This is a genomic window from Microbacterium sp. NPDC064978 (assembly GCF_044543605.1).
Taxonomy (GTDB): Bacteria; Actinomycetota; Actinomycetes; order Actinomycetales; family Microbacteriaceae; genus Microbacterium; species Microbacterium meiriae.
This window is the reverse complement of the sequence record NZ_JBITWF010000004.1, coordinates 13,018-26,630: the sequence shown is the minus strand read 5'-3', so window position 1 is coordinate 26,630 and position 13,613 is coordinate 13,018. Positions and strand designations below refer to the sequence as shown.

The 13,613-nt window shown below is 69.7% G+C and carries 15 protein-coding genes; 6 read left to right on the top strand and 9 right to left on the bottom strand.

Annotated elements, in window-relative coordinates:
• Positions 1 to 15 precede the first annotated feature (15 nt).
• Both ACIGJI_RS13105 and ACIGJI_RS13100 read right to left on the bottom strand, forming a co-directional pair.
• Positions 16 to 243, bottom strand: a complete 228-nt coding sequence (locus ACIGJI_RS13105; protein ID WP_363446505.1) for a DUF2795 domain-containing protein — start codon at positions 241 to 243, stop codon at positions 16 to 18.
• Positions 244 to 309: 66 nt separating this feature from the next.
• On the bottom strand, positions 310 to 732 hold the full coding sequence (locus ACIGJI_RS13100) for an Hsp20/alpha crystallin family protein (protein WP_363446507.1): 423 nt from the start codon (positions 730 to 732) through the stop codon (positions 310 to 312).
• A gap of 125 nt (positions 733 to 857) precedes the next feature.
• Here ACIGJI_RS13100 and ACIGJI_RS13095 point away from each other — a divergent pair, with 125 nt between their 5' ends.
• A complete protein-coding gene (locus ACIGJI_RS13095) occupies positions 858 to 1,166 on the top strand; it encodes a MerR family transcriptional regulator (protein WP_363446509.1) in 309 nt (102 codons plus the stop codon).
• Positions 1,167 to 1,223: 57 nt separating this feature from the next.
• Positions 1,224 to 2,954, top strand: a complete 1,731-nt coding sequence (locus ACIGJI_RS13090; RefSeq protein ID WP_187662443.1) for a sodium:proton antiporter — start codon at positions 1,224 to 1,226, stop codon at positions 2,952 to 2,954.
• Between the two features lie 160 nt (positions 2,955 to 3,114).
• Here ACIGJI_RS13090 and ACIGJI_RS13085 read toward each other — a convergent pair whose 3' ends face one another.
• The 6 genes from ACIGJI_RS13085 to ACIGJI_RS13060 all read right to left on the bottom strand — a co-directional run bounded on the left by ACIGJI_RS13085 (position 3,115) and on the right by ACIGJI_RS13060 (position 7,425).
• On the bottom strand, positions 3,115 to 4,536 hold the full coding sequence (locus tag ACIGJI_RS13085; protein ID WP_280566149.1) for a dicarboxylate/amino acid:cation symporter: 1,422 nt from the start codon (positions 4,534 to 4,536) through the stop codon (positions 3,115 to 3,117).
• A gap of 144 nt (positions 4,537 to 4,680) precedes the next feature.
• Entirely contained in the window at positions 4,681 to 5,022 is a 342-nt protein-coding gene (locus tag ACIGJI_RS13080) for a hypothetical protein (RefSeq protein ID WP_187662441.1), read from the bottom strand.
• Between the two features lie 162 nt (positions 5,023 to 5,184).
• Positions 5,185 to 5,421 carry a helix-turn-helix transcriptional regulator gene (locus ACIGJI_RS13075; RefSeq protein WP_060922489.1) on the bottom strand — a complete coding sequence of 79 codons (237 nt, stop codon included), beginning with the start codon at positions 5,419 to 5,421 and terminating at the stop codon, positions 5,185 to 5,187.
• Positions 5,418 to 6,170: a hypothetical protein gene (locus tag ACIGJI_RS13070; protein WP_187662440.1), complete on the bottom strand. Its 753-nt coding sequence runs from the start codon at positions 6,168 to 6,170 to the stop codon at positions 5,418 to 5,420. The genes ACIGJI_RS13075 and ACIGJI_RS13070 overlap by 4 nt, the downstream gene beginning before the upstream one ends.
• Positions 6,170 to 6,802 (bottom strand): hypothetical protein, encoded by a 633-nt coding sequence (locus ACIGJI_RS13065; protein ID WP_363446512.1) that lies wholly within the window; start codon positions 6,800 to 6,802, stop codon positions 6,170 to 6,172. Before ACIGJI_RS13065 ends, ACIGJI_RS13070 begins: the two co-directional genes overlap by 1 nt.
• Entirely contained in the window at positions 6,802 to 7,425 is a 624-nt protein-coding gene (locus tag ACIGJI_RS13060; RefSeq protein WP_363446514.1) for a hypothetical protein, read from the bottom strand. Before ACIGJI_RS13060 ends, ACIGJI_RS13065 begins: the two co-directional genes overlap by 1 nt.
• A gap of 175 nt (positions 7,426 to 7,600) precedes the next feature.
• Between ACIGJI_RS13060 and ACIGJI_RS13055 the strand changes: the two genes are divergently transcribed.
• From ACIGJI_RS13055 to ACIGJI_RS13040, 4 genes are all read left to right on the top strand, one after another.
• The gene (locus ACIGJI_RS13055; protein WP_071329948.1) at positions 7,601 to 10,132 is read left to right on the top strand and encodes an ATP-dependent Clp protease ATP-binding subunit; all 2,532 of its coding nucleotides are present in this window, start codon (positions 7,601 to 7,603) and stop codon (positions 10,130 to 10,132) included.
• A gap of 202 nt (positions 10,133 to 10,334) precedes the next feature.
• A complete protein-coding gene (locus tag ACIGJI_RS13050) occupies positions 10,335 to 10,835 on the top strand; it encodes an amino-acid N-acetyltransferase (RefSeq protein WP_259955273.1) in 501 nt (166 codons plus the stop codon).
• A gap of 60 nt (positions 10,836 to 10,895) precedes the next feature.
• Positions 10,896 to 11,546: a hypothetical protein gene (locus tag ACIGJI_RS13045; protein ID WP_363446516.1), complete on the top strand. Its 651-nt coding sequence runs from the start codon at positions 10,896 to 10,898 to the stop codon at positions 11,544 to 11,546.
• A gap of 241 nt (positions 11,547 to 11,787) precedes the next feature.
• A complete protein-coding gene (locus tag ACIGJI_RS13040; RefSeq protein ID WP_363446518.1) occupies positions 11,788 to 12,207 on the top strand; it encodes a dehydrogenase in 420 nt (139 codons plus the stop codon).
• 18 nt (positions 12,208 to 12,225) lie between these two features.
• Here the strand turns inward: ACIGJI_RS13040 and radA are convergent, their stop codons facing one another.
• Positions 12,226 to 13,593 carry a DNA repair protein RadA gene (gene radA / locus ACIGJI_RS13035; protein ID WP_187662435.1) on the bottom strand — a complete coding sequence of 456 codons (1,368 nt, stop codon included), beginning with the start codon at positions 13,591 to 13,593 and terminating at the stop codon, positions 12,226 to 12,228.
• Between the last annotated feature and the right edge of the window lie 20 nt (positions 13,594 to 13,613).

Genomic DNA, 13,613 nt, shown 5'->3' with positions numbered 1-13,613 from the left:
CCGCTCCGGCATTCCCTAGGCGGCGAGTCGCGAGGCGGGGGTGAGCGCGTCGGCGAGAGCGGTGCGGGCGAGGCGGTAGCGGATGAGCCAGGCGGCGCTGTAGCTCTGTTCGGGCAGGTCGCGCAGCACCGCGCGATCTTCCGCCGGCAGTCCGTCCCGCGCCGCTTCGCGCAGGAGATCGTCGCGGGTCGCCGGGTACTCCATGTCGGCGAGGAAACGGTCGAGGGTCGAGGAGAGTGCCATGATTCGTCCTTTCCGTGAGAAGAGGAGAAGAGCGGGGGCGGCGCGAGTGCACCGCCCCCAGGATGATCAGGCGTCGATCGCCTGGCGCTGTTCGCCGGACTCGACGACGATCTTGCGCGGCTTCGCCCGCTCGCTGACGGGGATGACGACCGACAGGACACCGCTCTCATACGAGGCGCTGATGTTGTCGAGGTCCACACCGTCGCCGAGCGAGAACTGGCGCAGGAACGACCCGGCCCCGCGCTCGCGGGCGAGCCAGCGCACGCCCTCACGGGTGTCGGCCGTGCGCTGGGCGCGGATCGTGAGCTGACCGCCGTCGAGGTCGACGTCGATGGAGCCCGGGTCGGCGCCGGGGAGGTCGGCGTGCAGGATGTAGCGGTCCCCGTCGCGGTACAGGTCCACCGGCATCGACCGGGGCGTGCGCACGGAGTCCAAGACGCTCGCGGCGAAGCGGTCGAGCTGGCTGAAGGGATCGAAGGTCAGTGCCATGAGGTTTCTCCTTTCGTGCGGCCCTGCAAGGGCTGAGGTGGTGTGCAGATTATCTGCACATCAGGTATAGATTTGTTATAGAACACTTGCAGGATTCTTCGCAACCCCGACCTGAGGACACCCGGATGACCGCACGCGACTCGCGCACCCCGCTCTACGGCATCGCCGTCGCCGCCCAGCTCGTCGATCTGCCGGAGGCGACGATCCGACTCTTCGAGAGCAAGGGGCTTCTCGCGCCCGCTCGCAGTGACGGCGGCACGCGTCGGTACAGCGACGACGACATCACCCGCCTGCGTCGCGCGGCCGAACTCCGCGGGGACGGCATCAACATCGCCGGGATCGCGCGGGTCCTCGACCTGCAGGACGAGAACGCGGGCCTCCGCGAAGCCCTCCATGCGGACGGGCCGGGACGGGAGCGCCCCGTCCGCGACTGACACCCCGCCCATGCTCCGCGGACCGGGGAGCGCGGACGACGCCGCTACGCTTTCCGCATGGAAGCCGGGATCTTCTACGTCCTCGTCGGAGCCGTCGCCGTGGCCGCCGTCGCGCGGTGGCGAGGGTGGCCCGCACCGCTGCTCGTGACCGTCGTCGCGCTGGCCGCGTCGTTCCTGCCGTTCGTGCCGGAACTGGAGATCGACGGGCATCTGCTGCTCGGCCTCGTGCTGCCGCCGTTGCTGTACTCCGCCGCCCTCGACGTGTCGTTCGTCGGGTTCAAGCGCAGCCTCCCGCAGATCCGCCGTCTCGGGATCTGGCTGGTGCTGCTCACCGCGTTCGCCGTCGGACTCGTGGCCTGGTGGATCCTGCCGTCGCTCACGCTGCCGGGCGCGCTGCTGCTCGGAGCCATCGTCGCTCCGCCGGACGCGGTGTCGGCGGCGGCGATCGGTCGTCGTCTCGGTCTGCCCCGCCGCATCATGACGGTGCTGTCGGGGGAGAGTCTCATCAACGACGCGACCTCGCTCACGCTCTACCGGGTGTTCGCCGCGATCCTTGCCGGGGCGACCGTGTCGATCGGGGGCGGCGTCGGGCAGTTCCTCCTCGCGGTCGGCGTAGGGGTGGGGATCGGGCTCGTCTTCGGGATCGTGCTGCACCAGCTCCGGATGCGCATCGGCGACCCCGTCGTGATCGGCACCTTCGGTCTTCTCGCCCCGTTCGGCGCGTACAACATCGCGGAGCATCTGCTCGGCTCCGGCGTCCTCGCGGTCGTGGCCATGGGCCTCTTCGTCGGCTTCAACGCCCCGCGCACCGACTACACGACCCGGCAGCAGGAGGCGCCGCTGTGGCTGTCGGCCGACCTGCTGCTGGAGAGCTTCGTGTTCGCCTACATCGGCCTCCAGTTCCCGCGGGTGCTCAACGACCTCGGCAGCGAGTCGGTGGGGCACATCCTCCTGCTCTCCGGCGCCGTGCTGCTCGTGGTGCTCGTCGTCCGGCCGCTCTACATCTACCCGATCAGCGCGTGGTCGAACTTCCAGGACCGCCGCCGGCTCGCACGCATGGACCGTGGCATCGCGTCCGGGGAGTTCGACGAGCGTCGTCGGCGGTCCCGGCGGTGGCGCGATCAGAGCACGGACGAGCTGCGGACGCAGATCGTGCGCGAGCGCATGGCGGGTCTGCGGCTCACGTGGAAGGACAACGCGGTCATCTCCTGGGCGGGCATGCGCGGCGTGGTGACCCTGGCGATCGCAGTGGCCGCCGCCGATCTGGCCGGGCTCGACACCGAGGCCGCGCACGCCATCGTCGTGGTCGCCTTCATCGTCACCGTCGGCACGCTCCTGCTGCAGGGGCTCACGCTGCCGCTGCTCATCCGGCGCTTGGAGATCGCCGGGGATGAGGAGCACGAGGAGGACGTCGCGGCGTTGGAGACGGTCAAGGCCAAGAGCCGCGAGGCGGGCAAGGCCTATCTCGCCGAGAAGCGTCGGGAGTGGGAGCAGAAGCACGGCGAGGTCGACCTCGGCATGTTCGACGCGTTCACGAAGCGCATGACCCGGGTGGAGAAGGACACCGACGACGCGCAGCAGGTCGAGGACACCGTGGCCCGCCCGTCCTACGACGACCTCGTCGCGCTGACCAAGGGATGGCTGCAGGTGCGACGGGAGATCCTCGTCGCTGAGCGCGATGCCGGGGAGCTCGACGAGGAGGTCATGCGGGAGCTGCTGGCCGCGATGGACGCCGAGGAGCTCGCGCTCGACACCCGCGGCGCGACCCGCCCCCTGAGCCGCAGCTGACCCCTCCTTCCCCTCGACCCACCCCCTTCCGGTCGACCCACCCCTCTGCGACCGCCCGCAACGGGCCGGGACGCACGCAAAGGGGTGGGCCGACGGGGGTGGGGGGAGACAAGAGCGCCCCACCTCCGGAAGGAAGTGGGGCGCTCGTGAGGAGACCGGGTCAGCGCGCGCCGGCGGGCTCCGGGGTGGAAGCGGCGTCGGCCTCGGGGGCGTCGTCGCCGGAGTCGTCGGCGAAGGGCAGGCCCTCGCGGGGTGCGTTGTAGAGCTCCTCGTCGAGGATGCCCTCGCGCTTCGCGACGATCGCGGGGACGAGTGCCTGACCCGCGACATTCACGGCCGTACGGCCCATGTCGAGGATCGGGTCGATCGCGAGCAGCAGACCGACGCCCTCGAGCGGCAGTCCCAGGGTGGACAGCGTCAGCGTGAGCATGACGACCGCGCCCGTGGTGCCGGCGGTGGCGGCGGAACCGACGACCGAGACGATCACGATCAGCAGGTACTGCACGAAGTTCAGCTCGATGCCGAAGAACTGCGCCACGAAGATCGCGGCGATGGCCGGGTAGATCGCGGCGCAGCCGTCCATCTTCGTCGTCGCGCCCAGCGGCACCGCGAACGAGGCGTAGGAGCGGGGGACGCCGAGGTTGCGCTCGGTCACGCGCTCCGTGAGGGGGAGCGTGCCGATCGAGGAGCGGCTCACGAAAGCGAGCTGCACTGCGGGCCACACACCCGAGAAGTACTGCTTGATGGACAGGCCGTGCGTGCGCACCAGGATCGGGTACACGACGAACAGCACGAGCGCGAGGCCGATGTAGACCGCGCCCGCGAACCAGCCGAGCGACGCGAGCTTCTCCCAGCCGTACTTGATGACGGCGGAGCCGATGAGGCCGAACGTGCCGAGGGGCGCGATGCGGATGATCCACCACAGCACGCGCTGGATGACCTTGAGCAGCGACTCGGTGAAGACGAGGAACGGCTCGGCCTTCTTGCCGGCCTTGAGCGCCGCGATGCCGACGACGGCCGCGACCACGATCACCTGGAGGATGTTGAAGCCGACGCTCGAGGTGAACGCACCCTCGGTGGCGCCGGGGGAGGTGCTGACGGTCAGGCCGAGGAAGTTCTGCGGGATGAGACCGAGCAGGAAGTTCCACCAGGTGCCGACCGTGTACGGCTCGCCCGGCTCCAGGCCGTCGCCGGCGTGGCTGCCCGGCTGGATCACGAGGCCGAGGACGATGCCGATGATGACCGCGATGAAAGCGGTGATCGCGAACCACAGGATCGTCTGGCCGGCGAGGCGGGCGGCGTTCTGCACGCGACGGAGGTTCGAGATGCTGGCGACGATCGCGGTGAAGATCAGCGGGACGACGGCCGCGCGGAGCAGCGTCACGTAGGAGCTGCCGATCGTGTCGAGGGTGGCCGACAGGGCGGTCGGGTTCTCGGCCGTGGCGCCGAGCTGGCGGCCGATCAGGCCGGCGGCGATGCCGAGGACGAGGGCGGCGATGATCTGGAAGCCGAACGAGGTCAGCAGCTTCCGGACCGGCCCGCGGGTGTCTGGCGCCTTCTGGGCGCGTGCGGTGGTGCTCATTGAGGTGGGGACTCCAGAATCGCGGCGCGCCGGGTGCACGCCATGAGGCTCAACGCTAGGAGAGCCTGAGAATTCCCTGGGCGGATATGACGAAGGATGACGGCCGCCCTCCCGAGGCCGTCATCCCTCGCTGCGATCCCGCCCTCAGGGCGTGACGCAGTCTTGGAGGTTGTCCTGGATGATCTGGGTCGTCAGGGCCTTGTCTGCCTCGTCCCGCTGCTTGTCCTCGCCGTCGGCGATGTAGCCGAGCGTCTCATCACTGAGGTCGGAGTCGACCAGGGCCTCGGCCAGGCAGGTGGCGGCATCGTCGGTCATGGCCTCTTCCTGCGGGGTGCCCTCGAAGACCTTCTGGATGCCGTCGGCGACATCGTCGACCGAAGGGCGGCTCTCTCCGGCGCAGGCGGCGAGGGAGAAGGCGAGGGCAGCGGCCGGGACGATCGCCAGGAGGCGGAGGCCGCGACGCGAGGGGGTGCGGGTGCTGATCATGGGACGACCGTATCCACTCACAGCCGACTCATAGAAGGGGCTTGCAATCCACTGTGTGACCGTGCTCGCCCTTCCGCCGACCCACCCCTCTTCGTGCGTCTCGGCCCCCTGCGTGCGTCCGCAAGAGGCCGGGGCGCGCTCAAGGGGGCGGGTCGACGGGAGTCAGCGATCGGCGAGGACGAGGAGGTCGCCGACCTCGCAGTCGAGCGCCTCGCAGATGGCCCGCAACGTGGAGTAGCGGATCGCGCGGGCGCGGTCGTTCTTCAGCACGGACAGGTTCACGATGCTGACGCCCACGGCGGCGCTCAGCTCCGTCAGCGTCATCCCGCGAGCCGCCAGCAGCTCGTCCAGACGGCAGTGAATGCCCGTGAACTCGTCGTCGCTCTCCGCCGGGCTCACACCAGCCCCTCCGTCTCGCGCTCCAGGGCGGCCCGCTCCTGCTCCACGCGCATGCCCTGACGGAACACCGCGGCGAGGGCGAGGAGGCCGAGCGCCGCGGCGAACGGCAGCGGTGTCACGGTGAGCCAGTAGGTCTGCGGATACCAGGTGCTGTCCGCCGGCAGGGCCTCCCGCAGTCCGGTGGTGGCGGCGATGCCGTTGAGGAGGTCCGAGAGAACGCCCAGCACCCCGAACGCGATCGCACCCCCGACGAGGGCGCGGGTCACGGTGCGGGAGAACGCGCGGCCGCGGAGGGTGTGGAAGCAGATGAGCGCGAGGACCACGGCGGGGATCGTGGTCAGGGCGAGGGTGCTGAGCTGTGCGGCCGCAGCGAGGAGGCGCAGCCCGAGCGAGGCGTTGCCCACCGTGAAGTCCGACAGCTCCGTGCCGCCGCAGGTGAGCATGGTCGTCGTGCTGTCGCCGTATTCCGAGCACGGGAGGCTCGAGGGCCAGTCGAGGAAGACCGTCGTCGCACCGTGCAGCTCCGCCCAGTCCACGGTGAAGGCCTTGACGACGATGACCACCGCGCCTAGCGCGGAGAGCGTGATCCACCACCCGGACAGCGTGAGCGCCGCGTCGAGGGCGACCGTGCGACTGCCACGGCGACGGCTGTTCCAGACCACGAGGGCGACGACGGCCGCGCAGACCGCGAGCGCGATCCCGATGTTGAGCAGAGACGGCCAGACGGCCTCCGAACCGAACGAGATCATCAGACCAGTCCCTCCGTCTCCTTCTCCAGCACGACCTTCTCCTGTTGCAGCCGGATACCGCGACGGAAGGCGACGGCGATGAGGCCGACGGTGACCCCGGTGGCGAAGATCGGCGCGATCGCCCAGAACTCGATCGGGTGCACGGGTTCCCCGTCGCCGAGGCCGAGCGCCGCGGTCACGCCGTTGCGTCCCATCGTCTCGAGCATCACGATCGCCATCGGCGCGAGCACCAGTGTCCAGCCGATCACGTCGAAGGCGCGCGCATTGCCCGGGACGAAGAACCGTCCGCGGAGGAAGTTCCAGGCGACGAGCGTGACCGCGCCGATGACGGCGACGGCGGCCAGGGCCCACAGCGCGATGGCGGCGACGATGGCGGCGATCGACACGCTGTTCACCCCCGTCGCGAAGACCATCGCCTCCTGCGCGATGCCCTCGATCGAGATCTGCCCGGAATCGGTGGTCGCCGAGATCGGCTGCTCGTCGATGGGGAGCGTCCACGCGATCCCGTCGTCGCGGAAGGCGCCGCCCACGCGGAGCACCGTCGCGATGCCGACGGTCACGAGGGCCGCCGCCGCATAGAGGATGACGGTGATCGCATCGGCCCGCTCGGAGCGGGTGGCGGTGGTGGCCATCAGACCAGTCCCTCCGTGTCGCGCTGCAGGCGGCGGCCGATGGTGAAGACGCCGGCCACGAGAGCCAGCGCGAACGCCCACCCGACGGGTGCGAGATCGAACTCCATGAGCAGCGTCCACAGGACGTCCTCGACCGCGGGGTCGGTCGCGGCGAGGTCCTTCACGATCTCTGCCCGGCCGATGCCGCCGGCGAGCTGGCCGAACAGCGTGCCCGCCATCAGCAGACAGGCGGCGACGGCGAACATCCACCCGAGGGAGGCGCGGAACGGGCGGGAGCGGATGAGGGAGACGCCCAGCCACCACACCACCGCGCACAGGGCCACGGTGGCGAGCGCGGGCAGCGCCGTCTCCAGAAGCAGCAGCCAGCGGGCGCCCGTGGGCGGCGCGGTGAGGGTGACGAGGGCGGAGTCGACGGCGGCGCCCTCGATCCCGGCCACCCCGTCGAGGGCGGAGAGGTCGACGTCGTGCACCGGCATCGCGACCGTGGGCGACGGGGAGAACAGGGCGCCGGCGGCCTGGGCGACCGCGACGATCGCGCCGATCCCGACGCTGACGGCACCGGTGGCGATGAGCCCGAGCGCGATGCCGTCGGCGAGCGAAGGGCGTCTTTCCGTGGCGAGCATGTGCTCCTCCTGTGGGTCGGTGTTTATCGACTTTCGTTAACATAACGACTGTCGATAAACCCGTCAAGGCCTCGCTATGCCCACGGCGAACACGGGCATACCCGCCATTTCTGGTCGTTACTCTCGATGTACAAGCGCTTCATGCGTCTTCGCCCCGTGCGAATAAGGAGTCAACATGTTCGAGAGATTCACGGACCGAGCCCGTCGAGTGGTCGTCCTCGCCCAAGAAGAGGCGAAGATGCTCAACCACAACTACATCGGCACCGAGCACATCCTGCTCGGCCTCATCCATGAGGGCGAGGGCGTCGCAGCCAAGGCGCTGGAGTCGCTCGGCATCTCCCTCGACGCCGTGCGCGAGCAGGTGCAGGACATCATCGGCCAGGGTCAGCAGCAGCCGACCGGCCACATCCCGTTCACGCCGCGCGCCAAGAAGGTGCTCGAGCTGAGCCTCCGCGAGGCCCTGCAGCTCGGTCACAACTACATCGGCACCGAGCACATCCTCCTCGGCCTCATCCGCGAGGGTGAGGGCGTGGCCGCTCAGGTGCTCGTCAAGCTGGGCGCCGACCTCAACAAGGTGCGGCAGCAGGTCATCCAGCTGCTCTCCGGCGCTCCGGGCCGCGAGCCCGCGTCCGTCGGCGCGCAGTCCAACGACACCCCGTCGGGTGCGCAGGGCGGCTCGCAGGTGCTCGACCAGTTCGGTCGCAACCTCACGCAGGCCGCGCGCGACAACAAGCTCGACCCGGTCATCGGGCGCGAGAAGGAGGCGGAGCGGGTCATGCAGATCCTCTCCCGCCGCTCCAAGAACAACCCCGTCCTGATCGGCGAGCCCGGCGTCGGCAAGACCGCCGTCGTCGAGGGCCTCGCCCAGGCGATCGTCAAGGGCGATGTGCCCGAGACGCTGAAGGACAAGCAGCTCTACTCGCTCGACCTCGGCTCGCTCATCGCCGGGTCCCGCTACCGCGGTGACTTCGAGGAGCGGCTGAAGAAGGTCACCAAGGAGATCCGCACGCGCGGCGACATCATCGTCTTCATCGACGAGATCCACACCCTCGTGGGTGCGGGCGCCGCCGAGGGCGCGATCGACGCGGCCAGCATCCTCAAGCCGCTGCTCGCGCGCGGTGAGCTCCAGACCATCGGCGCCACCACGCTCGACGAGTACCGCAAGCACTTCGAGAAGGACGCCGCGCTCGAGCGCCGCTTCCAGCCGGTGCAGGTGAACGAGCCGACGCTGCCGCACGCGATCAACATCCTCAAGGGGCTGCGCGACCGGTACGAGGCGCACCACAAGGTGCAGATCACCGACGGTGCGATCGTGGCCGCGGCGAACCTCGCCGACCGCTACGTCTCGGACCGGTTCCTCCCGGACAAGGCCATCGACCTGATCGACGAGGCCGGCGCCCGCCTGCGTCTGTCGATCCTGTCCAGCCCGCCCGAGCTGCGCGAGTTCGACGAGAAGATCGCCGCCGTGCGCGAGCAGAAGGAGATCGCCTCCGAGGAGCAGGACTTCGAGAAGGCCGCCTCCCTGCGCGATGAGGAGAAGAGCCTCCTCGCCGAGCGCCTGCGTCTGGAGAAGCAGTGGCGTGCGGGCGACGTCGCGACCCAGGCGGTCGTCGACGAGGGTCTGATCGCCGAGGTGCTCGCCCAGGCGACCGGCATCCCCGTGTTCAAGCTGACCGAGGAGGAGTCCAGCCGACTCGTCTTCATGGAGAAGGCGCTGCACCAGCGCGTCATCGGCCAGGAGGAGGCCATCGCGGCCCTCTCCAAGACCATCCGTCGTCAGCGTGCCGGCCTCAAGGACCCGAAGCGTCCCTCCGGCTCGTTCATCTTCGCCGGCCCCACGGGCGTCGGAAAGACCGAGCTGGCCAAGGCGCTCGCGGAGTTCCTCTTCGACGACGAGGCCGCGCTCATCTCGCTCGACATGAGCGAGTTCGGCGAGAAGCACACCGTCTCGCGGCTGTTCGGTGCCCCTCCCGGGTTCGTCGGCTTCGAAGAGGGCGGTCAGCTCACGGAGAAGGTGCGGCGCAAGCCGTTCAGCGTGGTCCTCTTCGATGAGATCGAGAAGGCCCACCCGGACATCTTCAACTCGCTGCTGCAGATCCTGGAAGAGGGTCGCCTCACCGACGGTCAGGGTCGGATCGTGGACTTCAAGAACACGGTCATCATCATGACCACGAACCTCGGTGCGCGTGACATCGCCGGAGGCCCCGTGGGCTTCCAGATCGAGGGCAACAACGCCACGAGCTACGAGCGGATGAAGGGCAAGGTCAACGAGGAGCTCAAGCGGCACTTCAAGCCCGAGTTCCTCAACCGCGTCGACGACATCATCGTCTTCCCGCAGCTGAGCAAGAGCGAGCTGGTGCAGATCGTGGACCTGTTCACGAAGCGCCTCGGCGAGCGTCTGCTCGACCGCGACATGACGATCGAGCTGTCGCAGTCGGCCAAGGAGCGCCTGATCGAGATCGGCTTCGACCCGGCTCTGGGTGCTCGTCCGCTGCGTCGCGCGATGCAGCACGAGATCGAGGACCGTCTGTCGGAGAAGATCCTGCACGGCGAGCTCGACTCGGGCGACCACGTGAAGGTCGACGCGAAGGACGGGGAGTTCCTGTTCGAGCACGGCCCGCGCGGCGAGAAGGTCGCGGTCGGTGTCAACACCGGCGGCGGCGCGATCTCCGGCACGCCCGACCTGGCGATCACCGGCAACGACTGATCCTCGACCCGGTCACCCGAAGGGGCGGATGCGACAGCATCCGCCCCTTCGTCGTCCCTGCTCCGCCGCCCTCCTGGCACAACTTCGGAGATGACAGACGACACGCGGGGCGCAGCCTCCGGGCGCCGGGGTGTCGGTCGGGATCTCCGAAGCTGTGCCCCGTCTGAGAGCCGACGGGAGGGGCGGGTCCTAGGCTGGTCGGGTGAGCGCGTACATCGTCCGGCCGGCCCGCAGCGCCGACATCGTCAGCATCCGGAACCTGCTCCAGCCGATGGTGGAGCAGCGCATCCTGCTCGGCAAGGACCTCGCCGTGCTCTACGGCGCCGTGCAGGAGTTCGTCGTCGCCGAGGCCGACGGCGAGCTGATCGGCTGCGGCGCGCTGCACGTGATCTGGGAGGACCTCGGCGAGGTGCGCACCCTGCTCGTCCGCGACGACTGGCTCCATCACGGCGTCGGTCGGGCGATCGTCGAGCAGCTCGAGGAGAATGCGCGGGCGCTCGGGCTCACGCGCCTGTTCTGCCTCACGTTCGAGGTCGACTTCTTCGGCCGTCGCGGCTTCACCCCCATCGGGGAGCAGGTCGTCGATCCGGACGTGTACTCGCAGCTCCTCCGCAGCGGCGACGCCGGCGTCGAGGAGTTCCTCGACCTCGCGCACGTGAAGCCGAACACGCTCGGCAACACCCGGATGCTCAAGGTGCTCTGAGCCCCGGACGACCGCTCGCGCCTCCCAGGCTCGTGGAGGGGGATCGCTTAACCTGGAGGCATGCCCCGTCATTCCGCCGCCGTCTATCGTCGTCGGCGGTTGGCGGTGCTGTTGGGACTGCTCCTCGTCCTCGCGCTCGTCGGAGCCTCCGTCTGGCTCCTCGTCGCACGACCGTGGGCGGCCGCCGACGGGCAGGGGACCGCACCCGCGCCGACCTCCTCCGCCACCGCCGGTCCGACGCCGTCCGGGTCAGCCTCGCCGTCGCCCTCACCCTCGCCCTCTGCGGACGCCACTCCGGCCGTCGTCGCGTGCGAGGCGAAGGACGTCGAGGTGAAGGCCGTGACGGATGCCGAGTCGTACGCCGACGGTGCTTCGCCGAAGCTCTCCATCTCGCTGACCAACAAGGGCACCAGGGACTGCACGATCGACGTCGGCTCCACGACCCAGGTCTTCACGGTCTCCAGCGGCTCGGACGTGTGGTGGCGGTCGACCGACTGCCAGGAGAACCCCAGCAGCATGATCGCCACACTCACCGCGGGATCCACCGTGGTGAGCAAGGAGCCGGTCGTCTGGGATCGCACGCGCTCCAGCGTCGAGACCTGCGCGCAGAAGAACCGGCAACGGGCTCCCGGCGGTGGGGCCTCGTATCACGTGGGCGTCTCGATCGGCGGTTTCCCCAGCGCCACCACCACCCAGATCCTCTTGTTCTGAGGGCGTGACCGGCACTTGTGCTGACAGGGCTCACTCTTTGGGATACCATAGAGGTGACTCTCCCGATATGCGGCAACATGCCATCCCCAGTGGCGTCGAATCACAGCGTCCCCAGCGCTTCGACACCGCCGCTCGAGAGTCCGAGGGCCCTCTCGAGTACCCCAGTCCCCAATGGAGGACTCGAGAGGGCCCCAATCTTTCCCCGGCGCCGCCGCGTCGCCCCGATGCCTAAGCTGGATGCATGGCAGCGAAGAAGGCGAAGTCCGCGAAGAGCGCGAAGAAGAAGCCCGCCCCGGAGGACTTCCGGTCCGAAGCACTCGCGCTCGCGCTCGAGAAGCAGGACGTCGCCGCAGTCGCGCTCGCCCTGCGGCACGGCACCACCGTCGTCCCGCTCATCAAGTCGGGCGCCCGCGACAACCCGCTCGACAGCGGCGAGGTCTGGACCTACCGCGACCCGAACTCGGGTGACCTCGCCCTCCTGCTGTTCAGCGACGCGAAGAACAAGCCGGCGAACCTGCCGCCCGGCGTGGGCATCTACGACGCGACCTGGCTGCGGGCGTTCCTCTCCGCGCACCCGATCACGACCGTGTTCCTCGACATCGCAGGACCGCACCCGATGCAGGCCGACCCGGTGGAACTGCTCAAGGCCCTCGACGCCTGACCTCAGCCGCGCTCCGGCTCAGAACGGCGGGATGTCCCGGTCGGGCCGACGGGTGCTGTTCCGTGCCCTGACGTCTCCCAGCGCGGCACGCAGCGTCTTCGAACGGTCGTCCACGACCTGCTCGTAGCCGAGTCGCGCGGCTTCGGACCGCCGCTGCGCCGCCTGCGTCACCGGCCGCACCTCACCCGCGAGACTGAGCTCGCCGACGGCGGCGACCGTACGCGGGACCGAGATCATCTGGATGGATCCGGCGACGGCGATCGCGATGGCGAGGTCGGCCGCGGGCTCCGTGAACCGCACGCCGCCGACCGTGGACACGTACACGTCGAGGCTGCCGGTGGGCACGCCCGCCCGGCGCTCGAGGATCGCCAGCACCATGGCCACCCGCGAGGAGTCGAGGCCGTGCACGATGCGGCGGGGGTTCGGGGCGTTGCTCGGCACGGTGAGCGCCTGCACCTCGACCGGGAGAGCGCGACGGCCCTCGAGGGAGATGGCCACACAGGTCCCGGGTTCGGAGGCGCCCTGCGACAGGAACAGACCGGACGGGTCGGGGACCTCGGCGATGCCGTCTCCGGTCATCTCGAAGCAGCCGACCTCGTCGGTGGGGCCGAAGCGGTTCTTCAGCGCCCGGATGAAGCGCAGCGAGGTCTGCCGGTCGCCCTCGAAGTGGCACACGACGTCGACGAGGTGCTCCAGCACCCGGGGCCCCGCGACCTGGCCGTCCTTGGTCACGTGCCCGACGATGATGATCGGCAGGTCGCGCTCCTTCGCCACCCGGATCAGGGTCGCGGCGACCTCCCGCACCTGGCTGGGCTGACCGGCCGCGCCGTCGGTGAGGGACGACGACACGGTCTGCACGGAGTCGACGATGACGAGCTGCGGCTGCACCTCGTCGATGTGTCCGAGGATGGTGGCGAGGTCGGTCTCGCTCGCGAGGTAGAGCTCGTCGTGCAGCGCGCCCGTCCGCTCCGCCCGCAGCCGCACCTGGGCCGGCGACTCCTCCGCGCTCGCGTACAGCACCCGTCGCCCGCTCCGCGCCGCTTGCGCGGCGACCTCGAGCAGCAGGGTCGACTTGCCCACGCCGGGCTCGCCGCTGAGGAGGATCGCGGCTCCCGGCACGATACCGCCGCCGAGCACACGGTCGAACTCGCCGACGCCGCTCGTGCGCCGCGGGGCGTCCTGGGTCGTGATCTGCGTGATCGGTCGTGCGGCGCGATCGGCGGTCGGGGCGAGCGCGTTCACACGACGGAGGATCCCGGTCTGCGCGGCCTGCTCCTGGACCGTGCCCCACTGCTGGCACTCCCCGCAGCGGCCGACCCACTTGGCCGTCGTCCACCCGCACTCGGTGCAGACGTACGCGGGGGGAGCGGGTTTCCGGGTGGCCATGCCCCCAGGCTATCGGCGGG